This window comes from Rhizobacter sp. P5_A1 (assembly GCF_056400745.1).
In genome coordinates, this window is sequence record NZ_JBFUKR010000037.1 from 1 (window position 1) to 15093 (window position 15093).

Consider the following 15093-nt stretch of genomic DNA (forward strand, 5'->3'; position numbering starts at 1 on the left):
GGCCCGGCCGGTGCGGCCGGCGCCGCTGCGCTTCCGAGCGTCGTGCAGGTCACGAGCCCGCCCCCGGCAAGCGCCGCCGCGTCGCTACCCGAGAGCGTCGGCCGCCGCGTCCGGCCGAACGCCGCTGCGCCGCTGGCGCCGTCGCGCCGCGACGAGGCGCTCGCTGCCGGGCCGACCAGCGCCCGCGAAGCCTGCGGCGAGCGCGGCTTCTTCGCGCTGGCCCTGTGCATCGATCGCGAATGCGAGCGCTCGCGCTATCGCGGCACGCCCGAGTGCGTGCGCCTGCTCGAGGCCAAGCGGCGCCGCGCCGAGCGCTGAGTCACGGCGGCATCGGGCAAGGGGTCGATTGACCCGCTCGAAAGATCCCTGGGCCGACATCAGCCGACCTGTGCGTTAGTCCGGATCTGCAAGCGCAGCGCTAGACTTCGCGTGACTGACGGAGCGCGCCGTGACCGACTCGACACTGCGGGAGACGCTGGCAGCGATTCTCGCCGCCGACATGGCCGGGTACTCGCGCCTCATGGCCTTCGACGAGCTCGGGACCGTGGCGGCGCTGGATGCGGCGCGGGCCGCGTTCGCGCGCTGCATCGAAGCCCACCGCGGCCGCGTGATCGACATGGCCGGCGACTCGGTGCTCGCCGTGTTCGGCACCGCGGCCGGCGCGCTGCGCGCGGCCCTGGCGGTGCAGCAAGCGCTCGACGCGAACGCAGCCACCCAACCCGAAGCGCTGCGCGTGCAGTTTCGCATCGGCGTTCACGTGGGCGACATCATCGAGAAATCGGACGGCAGCGTGTATGGCGACGGCGTCAACATCGCCGCGCGCCTGCAAGCCCTCGCGAACCCGGGCGGGATCTGCATCTCACAGGCCGTGTACGGCACGGTGCGCGGTCGGGTGCCGGCAAGCTTCGACGACGGCGGCGAACAGCACGTCAAGAACGTGGTGCCGGCGGTCCGGGTCTTTCACGTCACATCCGACGACGGGGCGGCGCCCGCGCATTCGCCGTCGCCTGCGACGGCATCGACGCTGCGCCAGACCAATCTGCCGGTCTTCAACGAACCCCTGATCGGCCGCGACGCCGATGTGGAAACGTTGACGCGTCTGGTCGACGAACACCGACTCGTCAGCGTCCTGGGCCCCGGTGGCATCGGCAAGACCCGGCTCGCGCAAGCCGTGGCCCATCGGCTCGTCAGCGACTATGCCAACGGCGTCTGGTGGGTCGACCTGGCCGCGTTGACTTCGGGCGACAAGATCGCTCCGGCCATTGCCAACGCGGCGAACCTGCAGCTCGGCGACGGCGACGCGCATGACCTGCTGTTGCGCGCGTTGGCTCAGCGTGAAACCCTGCTGGTGCTGGACAACTGCGAGCACATGATCCCGGCGGTCGCCACTCTGTGCCACGACCTGCTGACGACTGCGCCGGGCGTTCGCATCCTCGCGACCTCGCAGGAGCTGCTCAACACGCGCGGCGAGCACCTGTACCGGCTGGAGGGGCTGGCCGTGCCGCCTGCCGGCGCCACGCTCGACCTGGCGCGCGGCTTCGGCGCGCTGCAATTGCTGGAAAGACGCACGCAGGCAGTCGACCGGCACTTCGGTGTCTCCGACGCGAATCTCGGTGAAGCGATCGAGCTCTGCCGGCGCCTTGACGGGATTGCGCTGGCGATCGAGATGGCCGCACCACGCCTGCCCCTGCTCGGCGTGGACGCGGTGATCCGCAGGCTCGACGAAAGGCTGCGGCTGCTGCACGGTGCCGCGCGGGATGCGCCGCAGCGCCAGCAGACGTTGCGCGCGACGCTGGACTGGAGCCACTCGATGCTCGATGCCGAAGAGCAGGCGGTGTTCCGCAGACTCTCGGTGTTCGTCGGCAACTTTCGGCTCGAGACCGCGCAGCGCGTGGCCGCTGGCGCCGACCTCGACGAATGGGCCACGCTGGACGCCTTGGGCGCGCTGGTCGACAAGTCGCTGGTGCAGGTGCAGCGACAGGAACCGCCGCGCTACCGGCTGCTGGAAACCGCGCGGCTCTATGCCGCAGAGCAACTGCGCGAACACGGCGAATTCGAAATGACGATGCAGCGGCATGGGCACGCCATCGCGACGCTGGCGCGGGCCGTCGAGCGCGCCTACTGGATCATGCCCGACGCGCCGTGGCTGGACGACTTCGCACCGGACTACGACGACTTGCAGGCGGCCTTCGAACGCGCCTGCGATCGGCGCGACGCCGATGTGGCGGGAGTCGCCGGCAACGCGTTGCTCCGTCTGGATCACCTGCGCAACGTGAACCCGCCCGTGCGCAGCCGTGGCGAGGTCGCCAGTGTGCTGATCCCGCTGGCCCGCGACGATGCGGTGGCGTGGCTGTGGAACTGTGTCTCTCCGCACGGCTTGATTGCCGTCTCCAGCGTGCCGCGAATGACGGCAGCGCGCGAAGCGGTGGCGGCATGGCGCCGGCTCGGCCGCACGCAAGACCTGTACATCGCGCTCGGTTTCCTGGCCTTCGAGTGCGCCAAGGCCGGTGATCACGCGATGAGCGAGCGCGCGCTCGACGAAGCCGCACGCCTTCAAGACCCGGGCTGGCCGGCACGCCGGCGCATGCGCGGCGCCGCTGCGGTCGCGGGAGCGGCGATCTATCGCAAGGATGCGGCGGGGTACAGGGACGCGAGTCGACGCGAACTGGCCCTGGCCGAGGAAGCCGGTGCGGAGCGAGCTGCGGCGTGGGCCAGGCTCAAGCTGGCCGACGCCGCATTGATGGCAGGCGACACCCGGGAGGCGATCGCGCTGGGAACGCGCGCGGTGGCCCAGCTCGACGCACTCGACCAGCCGTCCAACCTCGGTCTGGCGCTGAGCAACCTGTGCGCGGCCTACCTGCTCGCGCACGACCTTCCCGCCGCGCACCGGGCTGCGCAGCAGGCGTTCCCGTTGATGTGGCAGAACGAATGGGGATACCTGCTGTTGGACCAGGTCGCGCTGATCGTGGCGCGCAGCGGCCGGCCCGAGACGGGCGCGACGATCCTCGGGTTCACGGACGCCTGGTACGCCGCCAACCACGAGCCGCGCCAGCCCAACGAGGCGGAGATGGCCAGGCTCGCCGCCGAATCTGTCGTGTCGACCCTCGGCCAGCAGGCGCACGACCGGCTCCGCGCCGAAGGGGGCACGATCGCGAAGGCGCAGGCGCAGCTGCTGTTGCAAACGGCGCTGGCTGCGCCGCTTTGATCCTGCGCGCGGCCCCGGAATGTGGCCGGGCTTGGCAGGCCGCGCGCGTTTGGCCTAAAGTCGCGCACTTCGGCGGTTCCTTGGGCATCCTGCGTGCTGCGCACTTCGGAATCCGCCTTCGGAGCGGCCTGGCGGCTCATGAGGCTGGCGCAGGAGCACTACTTGCCATGGTGTCGATGACAACAATCACAACTCTCTCGTCCCGCCCCGGCCTTGCGCCGCCGCGGCTCACCCTCGCAACTCGGCGTGGTCTGGCCATCGGGAGCTTCTCGATGCTGCTGGCCTGCATCGGCGGCTGCGGCAAGTCGGCCGATGCCCAGCCAGGCCACGGGCCGGGCGGTGGTGGCCCGCCGCCGGCGATGCCGGTCGCCGTGGTCGCGGCGAGGCTCTCGAGCGTGCCGGTGCTGATCGAGGCGGTCGGGCGCGCCGAGGGCTCGAAAGAGGTCGAGGTCCGTGCGCGCGTCACCGGTCTGATCGAGCAGCAGCGCTACCGCGAAGGCGATCGCGTGAAGGCCAATGCGCCGCTGTTCGTGATCGAGCAGGCGCCGTTCGAGATTGCGCTCGCGCAGGCGCGAGCCGCGCTCGGCCAGGAGCAGGCGCGGCTCGAGCAGGCGCGGCGCGAGGCCAAGCGGCTCGCGCCGCTGGCCGAACAACGCGCGATCAGCCAGCGCGAGTCCGACGACGCCGCGTCGACCTTGCGCCTTGTCGAAGCCTCGGTGGCTGCCGCGCAGGCGCAGGTGCGGCAGGCGCAGCTGAACCTCTCGTACACGCGGGTCGTCTCGCCGATCAACGGCCTGACCGGGCGCTCCGAGAAGTCGCAGGGCAGTCTGGTCAGCCCGAGCGACGGCTTGATGACGCGCGTGACGCAGACCGATCCGATCTGGGTGCGCTTCTCGTTCTCCGAGAGCGAACTCGCGCGACTGCGCAGCGGCACGGCCGGCGCGGTCAAGCTGCTGACGGCCGAAGGCAAGCCGCTGGGTACGAGCGGCAAGCTCAACTTCTCGGGCTCGACGGTCGACCCGCAGCTCGGCACCGTGCAGCTGCGCGCCGAGTTCGCGAATCCCGAGCTGGCCGTGTTGCCGGGCCAGTTCGTGCGCGCACAGGTCAACGCCGGCGAGGAGCGCGCCTACATCGTGCCGCAGGCCGCGGTCATCAACGGCGAGCGCGGCAAGGCCGTGTGGACCGTGAAGGATGGCAAGGCGCTGCCGACGCCGGTCGAAGTGGGCGCCTGGGTCGGCGACGGCTGGGCCGTGCGCAAGGGCCTGAACGAGGGCGACACCGTGATCGTCGACAACCTGCTGAAGCTGCGGCCCGGCGCGCCGGTCGCGCCGCACGCGGCCTCGGCGCCGGCCGCAGGCGCGTCCGCAGCGCCTGCGTCGGGCGCGGCATCCGCCGGCGCGCCGGGATCGGCGAGCGCATCGGCATCGGCGTCCACGCCTTCACGCTGAGGGGGCCGCCGTGTTCTCGCGCTTTTTCATCGAGCGGCCGGTGTTCGCCGCGGTGCTGTCCATCATCATCCTGCTGGCCGGCGCGGTCGCGCTGAAGATCCTGCCGATCGCGCAGTACCCGGAGATCGCGCCGCCGGTCGTCACCGTGACGGCCAACTACCCGGGCGCTTCGGCCCAGACGCTCGCCTCCACCGTCGCCGCGCCGATCGAGGAGCAGCTGTCGGGGGTCGAGAACCTGCTGTACTACAGCTCGACCTCGGCCTCGAACGGGCAGGCCGAGATCCAGGTGACCTTCGAGGTCGGCACCGACGTCGACAAGGCCACCTTCGACGTCAACAACCGCGTGCAGCTCGCGACGCCGCGCCTGCCCGACGAGGTGCGGCGCCAGGGCGTCACGGTCCGCAAGGCCTCCAACAACTTCCTGCTCGTGATGGCGCTGAACTCGCCGAAGAGCACCTACGACCAGATCTACATCTCGAACTACGCCACGCAGAACGTCGTCGACGACATCAAGCGGGTGCAGGGCGTTGCCGACGTCTTCATCTTCGGTGCGCGCGACTACTCGATGCGGCTGTGGCTGCAGCCCGAGAAGATGGCGCGGCTGGGCGTCACGACCGGCGACATCCGCACCGCGGTGAACGCGCAGAACGCGCAGTTCGCGGCCGGCAAGATCGGCGCCGAGCCCTCGCCCAAGGGCCAGCAGATCGAGTACACGGTGACCACGCGCGGCCGCCTGCTCGAAGCCGAGCAGTTCGGCGACATCGTGCTGCGCGCGAACGGACCGAACGGCGTGCTGCGGTTGAAGGACGTGGCCCGCGTCGAGCTCGGCGCGCAGAGCTACGACGCGACCAACAGCATCAACGGCCAGCCGGCGATCGCGATCGCGGTGTTCCTCGCGTCGGGCGCGAACGCGCTGCAGGTCGGCGACGCGGTCAAGGCGCGCATGGGCGATCTCAAGTCCGAGCGCTTCCCGCCCGACCTCGACTACTCGATCCCGTACGACACCACGCGCTTCGTCTCGGCCTCGATCAAGGAGGTGATGTTCACGATCCTCGAGGCGGCGATCATCGTGCTGATCGTCGTGTTCGTGTTCCTGCAGACCTGGCGCGCGACGCTGATCCCGATGCTCGCGGTGCCGGTTTCGCTGGTCGGCACCTTCGCAGGGCTGTGGCTGTTCGGCTTCTCGATCAACACGCTGACGCTGTTCGCGATGGTGCTGGCGATCGGCATCGTCGTCGACGACGCGATCGTCGTGCTCGAGAACGTCGAGCGCCTGATACGCACCGAGAAGATGACGCCGATGGCCGCGGCGATCGAGGCCATGCACGAGGTGCAGGGCGCGGTGATCGGCATCGTGCTGGCGCTGTGCGCGGTGTTCATCCCGGTCGCGTTCCTCGGCGGCATCGCCGGGCAGCTCTACCGGCAGTTCGCGGTCACGGTCACGGTGGCGGTCGTGCTGTCGGGCATCGTCGCGCTGACGCTGACGCCAGCGCTGTGCGCGGTGCTGCTCAAGCCCGGCGATCATGACGGCGACCACTGGCAGGCGCGCATGTTCCGGCCGTTCAACCGTGCGCTCGCCTGGGTCACCGAGCACTTCGTGCGCGGCGTGAGCTTCGTGCTGCGCAACCGGGTGCTTGCGTTGCTCGGGTTCGCCTCGATCATCGCGATCGCCGCGGCGCTGCTGTGGCGCGTGCCGAGCAGCTTCGTGCCGCCGGAGGACCAGGGCTACATCGTCGCGATCGCGGTGCTGCCCGACGGCGCCACGCTCGAGCGCACGACGCGCACGACCGAGCAGCTGCGTCACATGATGGACGGCAACAAGGCGGTCGAGAACTTCTTCAGCGTCAACGGCTTCGACTTCATCGGCGGCGGCAGCAAGGCCAACTCGGCGACGATGTTCCTGCCGATGGTGCCGTGGGAGAAGCGGCAGCAGACCTCCGAGCAACTGACCGCCGAAATGAGCGGCAAGGGCTTCGCGCTGAACGACGGCATCTCGTTCGCGTTCAACCCGCCGGCGATCCAGGGCCTGAGCCAGGCCGGCGGCTTCGAGGTGTTCGTGCAGGCGCGCAACGACCCCGATCCGCAGCGCCTCGCGCAGGTCACCGGCGCGTTCATGCAGGCACTGCAGCAGCGGCCCGAGATGGGGATGGTCAACACCTTCTTCCGGCCGACCGTGCCGCAGCTGCAGGTCGAGGTCGACCGCGAGAAGGCGATGGCGCTGGGCGTCAACGTCGACGACGTGTTCACCGCGCTGCAGGCGCAGATGGGTTCGCTCTACGTCAACGACTTCAACAAGGCGGGTCGCACCTACCGCGTGACGATGCAGGCCGACGCGCAGTTCCGCGCCAAGCCCGACGACCTCGGCGCGATCTACGTGCGCTCGGCGACGAGCAACCAGATGATCCCGCTGAAGGCACTGATCCGCGTCGACAACGTGATCGGGCCCGAGCAGCTGCAGCGCTACAACGGCTTCGTCGCGGCGCGCATCCTCGGCAACGCGAAGGAAGGCTACAGCTCGGGCCAGGCGATCCGCGCCGTCGAGGAGACCGCGAAGGCCTCGCTTCCGCCCGGCTACGACATGGCCTGGACCGGCCAGGCCTACCAGGAGAAGCGCACCGGCAACGCCTCGGTCTTCGCGTTCGGCTTCGCGATCGTGATGGTCTACCTGATCCTGTCGGCGCTCTACGAACGCTGGGGCGTGCCGTTCGCGGTGGTGCTCGCGGTGCCGTTCGCGCTGACCGGCGCGCTGCTGTTCGTTTGGATACGCAACATGGAGAACGACATCTACTTCCAGATCGGCCTGATCGTGCTGATCGGGCTGGCGGCGAAGAACGCGATCCTGATCGCCGAGTTTGCGATGCAAGGCATGGAGGCCGGCAAGCGCGCCGCCGATGCCGCGCGCGACGCGGCGCGGCTGCGCTTCCGGCCGATCGTGATGACCTCGCTGGCCTTCGTGTTCGGCGTGGTGCCGCTGGTCACCGCCACCGGTGCCGGCGCCGCGGCGCGGCAGTCGATGGGCACCGGCGTGTTCGGCGGCATGATCGTCGCGACCTTCATCGCGCCGATCTTCGTGCCGCTGTTCTTCACGCTGCTCGCGCGCAAGCCGCGGCCGCGCCACGAGCATCAGTTCCCGCACGCCGACCAGCCGGCCGTGCCGCCGGCAGTCCCGCAGGCCGACACGAAGGGCAGCACATGATGCGGTCGCCGTTCGCTGCCGCGCTGCCCGCGATCGCCGCCGCGCTGCTCGCCGGCTGCGCCGTCGGGCCCAACTACGAGCGGCCGGCGCAAGCGCTGCCGGCGCAGTATCCGGGCGGCGCCGACGTTGCCGGTGCCGCGGCCGCCGCCACGGCCGACGTGCCCGCGCAGTGGTGGACGCTGTACCACCAGCCCGAGCTCGACCGCCTCGTCGCCCAGGCGCTCGAACGCAACCGCGACATCGAGCAGGCCGTCGCGCGCGTCGAGCAGGCCGATGCGCTCGCGCGCCAGGCCGGTGCCGCGCTGCTGCCGCGCGTGGACCTGGGCGCGAGCGCCGGGCGCGCGCACGTCAGCCCGCTGACCCTGCCGCCGAACGGTGCGACCGGCAACCAGTATCAGCTCGGCCTGTCGGCCTCGTTCGAGCTCGACTTCTGGGGCAAGCTGCGCCGCACCCGCGAGGCCGCGCGCGCGTCGCTGCTCGCGACGACGTATGCGCGCGACACGGTCCACCTGAGCGTTGCGGCGCTGACCGCGCAGGCCTGGTTCGGCCTGCGCGCGCTCGACGAGCAGGTGGTGCTGACCCGCAACACGCTGCAGACGCGCGAGGAAGGCCTGCGCCTGCTGAATCTGCGCCTGCAAGGCGGCACGAGCTCGCAGCTCGACGTCGAACAGGGCGAGGGCTTGCGCGCGGCCTCGGCCGTGCTGCTGCGCGACCTGCAACGCCAGCGCGCACTGCTGCAGATGCAGCTCGGCGTGCTGACCGGCCAGCTCGACCTGGCGCTGCCCGAGGCGCCGCTCGCCGGCTTGCCGCCGCCGCCACAGCCGCCGGCCGGCTTGCCCTCGACGCTGCTCGAACGCCGGCCCGATGTGCGCAGCGCCGAGCAGCAGCTCGCTGCGGCAAGCGCCCGCATCGGCGCGGCGCGCGCCGCGCAGCTGCCGAGCGTGTCGCTGACCGGCAGCCTTGGCTTCGAGAGCGCCGAGCTCGGCGACCTGCTGAAGAGCCCGTCGCGCATCTGGTCGATCGGCGCCGGCCTCGCGCAGCCGCTGTTCGAGGGTGGGCAGCTGGCCGCGCGCACCGACCAGGCCGTTGCGGCGCACCGCGAGGCGCAGGGCGCGTACCGCGGCGTCGTCGAAGACGCGTTCAAGGATGTCGCCGATGCGCTGTCGAACCTGCAGGCCGCGAAAGGCTCGCAGGAAGACCTGGCACGCGCCGACCGCGCCGCCGCGAACGCGCTGAAGCTCGCGCAGTCGCGCTACGACGTCGGCTATTCGGGCCACCTCGATCTGCTCGACGCGCAGCGCAGCGCGGCCGCCGCGCAACTCGACCTGGTGCGCAACCGGCAGCTGCAGCTCTCCGCGAGCGTGGACCTGTTCCGCGCGCTCGGCGGCGGCTGGCGCGCGCCGGGGGCCGACGGCGCGGCGCTGTCGGCGCGCTGAGGGCTGCTCAGCGCTGCGCCGGGTTCGTCAAGCGTAGTCGCCGTCGGTGCCGACCGTGAGCGGCCGCCAATGTTCGAGTTGGGCCTGCATGTCGGCGAGCTTGGCCTTGATCGAATCGAAGGCGATCGATCCGGCGACGAAGCGCAGCGGCGGTTCGGGCTCGCTCGCCAGCCGCACCACGGCCTCGGCGAGCTTGACCGGGTCGCCGGGTTGCTGCCCGTGGCGCTGCTCGAACGAGGCACGCAGCGCGGTGCGCTGCGCGTCGTAGTCCGAGACCGCATCGGCGGCGAAGCGAATCGACTCGGCGCTCAGGAAATCGGTGCGAAACGGGCCGGGCTCGACGATCGTGACCCGGATGCCGAACGGCGCGACCTCCTGCGCCAGCGATTCCGAAAATCCTTCGAGCGCGAATTTGCTCGAGCAATAGAGCGAGCCGAACGCCACGCCGCGCATGCCTGCCAATGACGAGACGTTGAAGATGCGCCCCTGGCGCGCCGCGCGCATCACCGGCAGCACCACGCGCGTCACGCTGAAGACGCCGAACAGGTTGGTGCCGAACTGCGCTTCGGCATCTTGCACCGTGGTCTCCTCGAACAGCCCGAGGTGGCCGTATCCGGCGTTGTTGACGAGCACGTCGATCGTGCCGAATCGAGCCACCGCGGCGTCGACGGCGGCTTGCGCCTGCGCTTCGTTGTTGACGTCGAGCTCGACCGACAGCAGCTGCCTGCCGTCGGGCCCGAGGCTGTCGCTCACGGCGGCGCGGTTGCGGCCCGCGGCGACGACGCGGTCGCCGGCACGCAGCGCGGCCCGGGCGATTTCGGCGCCGAGCCCGCGGCCCGCGCCTGTGATGAACCATGTCTTTTGCATCGAGGACTCCTTGGATAGGCAAGCTTCGATTGGAGCGCGCGGCGCACCGCGCCGATAGACCGATGCTGGCGTGCTCTTGCACGATCCTGCCAACCCGGAGCGGTTCGTGCGTGCAGCCCTTGCGCCGCGGATGCGCGGCGGTTACGGTCGGGCCATGGAACCACTCGAGGAACTTCGCCTGCTGATCACCCGCCACGCCGGCTCGGCGCCGGGCATCCTGGCCGCATCCGGCATCAAGGCGGTGACGGCGGATTCGCCCACCGAACTGGCGCACCACGTGCTCGAGCCGACGTTCGCGGTCGTGGCCCAGGGCGCCAAGCGGGCAGTGCTCGGCGACAAGGTCTTCGAATACGGCGCGGGGCAGTACCTGGTGGTGTCCGTCGACCTGCCGATCGCCGGGCACGTGTTCCGGGCGAGCCGCGAGCTGCCCTATCTGGCCGCAGGCCTCACGTTGAAGCCGGCGTCCATCGCGACGCTGCTTCTCGAGATGGCCGCGAGCGAGCGGCCCGGCGTCGAAGCGGCGGGATTCGGCGTCAGCGACGCGCCGCGCGAATTGCTCGAATCGGTGGTGCGCAGGCTGCGGTTGCTGGATCGCCCGCGTGACGCGGCGGTGCTCGCCCCGATGCTCGAACGCGAGATCCTCTGGTGGCTCCTGAACGGCGAGCAAGGGGCGATGGTGCGGCAGATCGGCATGGCCGACAGCCGGCTGTCGCAGGTCAGCCGGGCGATCCGCTGGATCCGCGTACACCATGCCAAGCCGTTTCGCATCGAAGCGCTCGCCGAGATGGCGGCGATGAGCGCGTCGTCGTTTCATCGGCACTTTCGCGCGGTCACGACGATGAGCCCGTTGCAGTATCAGAAGCTGATCCGTCTGCAGGAGGCGCGCGCCAGGTTGCTCGCGGCGCCGGACGACATCGCGGCGGTGGGCTTCAGCGTCGGCTACGAGAGCCCCTCGCAGTTCAGCCGCGAATACAGCCGCCTCTTCGGCGCGCCGCCCGGACGCGACGTGGCGCGCCTGCGGACGGTTGCGGTGGACGCCCCGAGCCTCGCCTGACCGCCCGCCGGCACGCGCCTATTTGCGCGCGAACCGCACGACCATCTCGACGATGCTGTCGCGCCTGGCGCGCAGCGCGGCCGGCGTAGCGAGCGTTCTGGCGAAGATCAGCGCGAAGGTGTGCCGGTTGGCCACGTTGAAGAAGCACAGCGCCGAGATCGACATGTGCAGATCGACGGGGTCGATGCCGCGGCGAAACACCCCGGCCTTGACGCCGCGCTCGTAAACGGTCTGTACCGCGCTGATGGCCGCCATGTTGAGCTGGCGAATCGTCTTGCTTTGCGACAGGTATTCGCCGCGGTGCATGTTCTCGTTCATCACGAGGCGGATGAAGTCCTCGTTGTCGTGCTGGTAGTCGAACGTGAAGGCCACCAGTTTGCGCAGCGCGTCCTCGGGTTCGAGGTCCTCCAGGTTCAGGTGCGACTCGATCTCGCGGATGCGTCGGTAGGACTCTTCGAGCACGGCCAGGTAGAGGCCCTCCTTGCTGCCGAAGTGGTAGTAGATCATCCGCTTGCTGGTCCGGGTCGCGGCCGCGATCTCGTCGACACGGGCGCCGCTCAGCCCCTTCTCCGCGAACTCGGCCGTCGCCACCGCGAGGATGTCCGACATCGACCCTTGCGCGTCGTAGGCCCGTTTCCGCTTGCGTTCATCGGTCGCCGCCGAGGCCGAGGGTTCTTGTACTGTCTGGTTCATTCAACAAGACTAGCACGCGCATCCAAAGGTAAATCATCAGGCATTTAGGGGTTTTCACTGAGATAAACAAGCGAACTAGTTAGTACAGTCATCACTGCGGTCACGCTTCGATGGCCAGCTCAAGGAGACAGACATGACCCAGGATTCCCTCCGCGCAGGGCAGCCGCCCGTCGTCGCCGCCCCGAAGAAAGCTGCGCTCGCTAGCTGGATCGGAAGCGCGGTCGAGTACTACGACTTCTTCATCTACGGCACCGCGGCGGCGCTCGTGTTCGGCAAGATCTTCTTCCCGTCGATCGATCCTCAGCTGGCAACGATCGCGGCCTTCGCGACCTTCGGCGTGGCCTACATCGCGCGGCCGTTCGGGGCGTTCGTGCTCGGCCACGTCGGCGACAGGTTCGGCCGAAAGAAGGTGCTGACGTTCACCTTGCTGCTGATGGGCGTGTCGACCTTCCTGGTCGGTGCCTTGCCCACCTACGATCAGATCGGCATCGCCTCGCCGATCCTCCTCGTCGTCCTGCGCCTGTTGCAGGGCATCTCGGCCTCGGGCGAGCAGGCCGGTGCGAACTCGATGACGCTGGAGCATGCGCCGGCGCATCGCCGCGCGTTCTTCACGAGCTTCACGTTGTCGGGCACGCAGGCGGGCCTGATTCTCGCGACGCTGGTCTTCATCCCCGTCTCGGCGCTGCCGGAGGCCGACCTGCTCGCGTGGGGCTGGCGCATCCCGTTCTTCCTCAGCGCCATCGTCGTCGCGGTAGGCTTCTGGGTGCGGCGCACGCTCCCCGAGACGCCGGCCTTCAAGGCCGAGGAAACGCAGCATGTCACGCCGAAGCTCCCGGTCGTCGAACTCTTCACCCAGCATGGCGTGGACGTGCTGCGCGTGATCTTCGCGGCCCTGGTGTCCGTCGTCAGCACGATCTTCAGCGTCTTCACGCTGTCGTATGCGGTCAACACGGTGCACATCCCGAGAACGACGATGCTCACGGTGCTGGTGCTCGCCAATGTCATCGCGCTGGGCGCGATCCCGCTGTGGGCGATACTGTCCGACCGGATCGGAAGGCGGCCGGTGTTCGTGCTGGGCGCACTCGGCTCGGCGGCACTCATCTGGCCCTACATGTGGGCGTTGAGCACGGCCAACATCCCGATGATCTTCTTCCTCGGCCTGCTGCTCTCCGGCGTGGTCTACAGCGCGGCGAACGGCGTGTGGCCGGCGCTCTACGGCGAGATGTTCGACACGCGGGTGCGGCTCTCGGGCATGGCGATCGGTACGCAGATCGGTTTCGCGCTCGGGGGTTTCGCGCCCACCATCAGCGCGGCGGTCATGGGGCAGGGCCCCAACGGCTGGATGCCGGTCGCGGCGTTCACCACCGCGGCGGCGATGGTCTCTGCACTCTCGGCCTGGTCGGCGCGCGAGACCTTCAACGTGCCGATGGAACGGCTCGGCAAGAAGTCGCTCGTTCCCGCGTTCGCCTGAGCGCGCAAGCCTCGGAGACACCGCATGATCAACGGCAGCACCTTGCTCATCGCGCACCTCGGCTATCCCACCGAGGCTTTCAAGGCGCCGATGATCTACAACCCGTGGTTCGAGAAGCACGGGATCGACGCGGTCGTCGTGCCGATGGGCGTCAGGCCGGACGACTACAGCGCCGCGCTGGCGTCGCTGGCGCGGGTCACCAACCTGCGCGGAGCGCTCGTCACGATGCCGCACAAGGTCACGACGCTGGCCCTGGCCGACGAAGTGACGATGACCGCGCGCATCGCCGGTGCCTGCAACGCGCTGCTCAAGCGGCCCGACGGTTCGCTGCTCGGCGACCAGTTCGACGGTGCGGGCTTCGTGCGTGGTGCGCGGCGCAAGGGCTGCGCGATCGAAGGGGCGCGCGCCATGGTGGCCGGCTCGGGAGGCGTCGGCTGCGCGATCGCCGCGTCGCTGGCGGCCGCAGGTGTCGCCGAGATCGCGCTGTTCGACGCGCATCGGCCGTCGGCCGAAGCGCTGCGCGGGCGCCTGCTCGACCACTACCCCAAGCTCGTGGCGACGACCGGCTCCAACGACCCGGCAGGCTACGCCATCGTCGTCAACGCGACGCCGCTCGGCATGAACGAAGGCGACCCGCTGCCCTTCGACGTCGAGCGCATCGCGCCCACCGCATTCGTCGGCGAGGTGGTCATGAAGGCCGAGTACACGCCGCTGCTCCGCGCGGCGCAGGCCAAGGGCTGCCGCGTGCAGGTCGGCACGGACATGCTCTTCGAGATGATCCCCGCGTACCTCGAATTCTTCGGCTTCGGTACCGCCACGCCCGACGAGCTGCGCGCGGTTTCGACCATCCGCTACTGAACACCAAGGATCCTTGCCATGACCCAGCCCTGCATCATCTCCGTCGCCATCACCGGCTCGCTGCCGCGCAAGCGCGACAACCCCGCCGTGCCGATCAGCGTGAACGAACAGATCGAATCGACGCAGGCCGCCTTCGAGGCCGGCGCGACGCTCGTTCACCTGCATGTGCGCAACGACGACGAATCGCCGACCTCCGCGCCCGAGCGATTCGCCCTCGTGCTCGAGGGCATCCGAAAGCATGCGCCGGGCATCATCACGCAGGTCTCGACCGGCGGTCGCTCCGGCGCCGGGCGCGAACGTGGCGGCATGTTGTCGCTCAAGCCCGACATGGGTTCGCTGGCGACCGGCTCGGTGAACTTTCCGACGCGGGTCTACGAGAATTCGCCCGATCTGATCGAGTGGCTCGCCGCCGAGATGAAGGCGCACGACATCAAGCCGGAGGTCGAGGCCTTCGACCTGTCGATGATCTTCCAGGCCGTCGCGATGCAGCGTGCCGGCAAGATCGTCGGACCGCTGCACATCCAGTTCGTGATGGGCATCAAGAACGCGATGCCGGTCGATCGCGAGGTGTTCGAGTTCTATGTCAGGACGCTGAACCGCCTCGCGCCCGATGCCACCTGGACGGGGGCCGGCATCGGCAAGGAGCAGCTCACGCTGGCGAGGTGGTCGCTCGAGCTCGGGGGCCACTGCCGCACCGGCCTCGAAGACAACGTTCGGCTCGACCGCGACACGCTCGCGCCCTCGAACGCCGCGCTCGTCGCGCAGGTGGCCGAGCTCTGCCGCGAATACGGCCGGCGCCCCGCGACCGTCGAGGAAGCACGCAGCCTGTTGAGGCTGCCCGCCCACGTGAACGCCGACGTCTGAG

At 69.7% G+C, this 15093-nt stretch carries 10 protein-coding genes and 1 pseudogene; 9 read left to right on the forward strand and 2 right to left on the reverse strand.

Annotated features, from left to right (window positions below; translation table 11 throughout):
- From AC1DTW_RS25410 to AC1DTW_RS25430, 5 genes and pseudogenes are all read left to right on the forward strand, one after another.
- Positions 1-318: pseudogene (locus AC1DTW_RS25410) on the forward strand (hypothetical protein); the annotation flags it as partial.
- Between the two features lie 130 nt (positions 319-448).
- Entirely contained in the window at positions 449-3205 is a 2757-nt protein-coding gene (locus AC1DTW_RS25415) for a winged helix-turn-helix domain-containing protein (RefSeq protein ID WP_477984308.1), read from the forward strand.
- A gap of 272 nt (positions 3206-3477) precedes the next feature.
- Entirely contained in the window at positions 3478-4653 is a 1176-nt protein-coding gene (locus AC1DTW_RS25420) for an efflux RND transporter periplasmic adaptor subunit (RefSeq protein ID WP_477984310.1), read from the forward strand.
- A 10-nt stretch (positions 4654-4663) separates the two neighbouring features.
- Entirely contained in the window at positions 4664-7849 is a 3186-nt protein-coding gene (locus AC1DTW_RS25425; protein ID WP_477984312.1) for an efflux RND transporter permease subunit, read from the forward strand.
- Positions 7846-9285, forward strand: coding sequence for an efflux transporter outer membrane subunit (locus AC1DTW_RS25430; RefSeq protein ID WP_477984314.1), 1440 nt, complete (start codon positions 7846-7848; stop codon positions 9283-9285). Before AC1DTW_RS25425 ends, AC1DTW_RS25430 begins: the two co-directional genes overlap by 4 nt.
- Before the next feature lie 27 nt (positions 9286-9312).
- Here the strand turns inward: AC1DTW_RS25430 and AC1DTW_RS25435 are convergent, their stop codons facing one another.
- A complete protein-coding gene (locus AC1DTW_RS25435; protein WP_477984316.1) occupies positions 9313-10152 on the reverse strand; it encodes an oxidoreductase in 840 nt (279 codons plus the stop codon).
- A 70-nt stretch (positions 10153-10222) separates the two neighbouring features.
- Here AC1DTW_RS25435 and AC1DTW_RS25440 point away from each other — a divergent pair, with 70 nt between their 5' ends.
- On the forward strand, positions 10223-11206 hold the full coding sequence (locus tag AC1DTW_RS25440; protein ID WP_477984318.1) for an AraC family transcriptional regulator: 984 nt from the start codon (positions 10223-10225) through the stop codon (positions 11204-11206).
- A gap of 18 nt (positions 11207-11224) precedes the next feature.
- Here AC1DTW_RS25440 and AC1DTW_RS25445 read toward each other — a convergent pair whose 3' ends face one another.
- Positions 11225-11899 carry a TetR/AcrR family transcriptional regulator gene (locus AC1DTW_RS25445; protein WP_477984320.1) on the reverse strand — a complete coding sequence of 225 codons (675 nt, stop codon included), beginning with the start codon at positions 11897-11899 and terminating at the stop codon, positions 11225-11227.
- A 133-nt stretch (positions 11900-12032) separates the two neighbouring features.
- On the opposite strand from AC1DTW_RS25445, the gene AC1DTW_RS25450 reads away from it, so the two are divergent.
- From AC1DTW_RS25450 to AC1DTW_RS25460, 3 genes are read left to right on the forward strand one after another with little or no spacing between them, the layout of a single operon-like run.
- Positions 12033-13370 (forward strand): MFS transporter, encoded by a 1338-nt coding sequence (locus tag AC1DTW_RS25450; protein WP_477984322.1) that lies wholly within the window; start codon positions 12033-12035, stop codon positions 13368-13370.
- Positions 13371-13394: 24 nt separating this feature from the next.
- A complete protein-coding gene (locus AC1DTW_RS25455) occupies positions 13395-14228 on the forward strand; it encodes a shikimate dehydrogenase family protein (RefSeq protein ID WP_477984324.1) in 834 nt (277 codons plus the stop codon).
- 18 nt (positions 14229-14246) lie between these two features.
- Complete coding sequence (locus tag AC1DTW_RS25460) at positions 14247-15092, forward strand: 3-oxoadipate:acetyl-CoA acetyltransferase (RefSeq protein WP_477984326.1); 846 nt, start codon at positions 14247-14249, stop codon at positions 15090-15092.
- Position 15093: the final 1 nt, after the last annotated feature.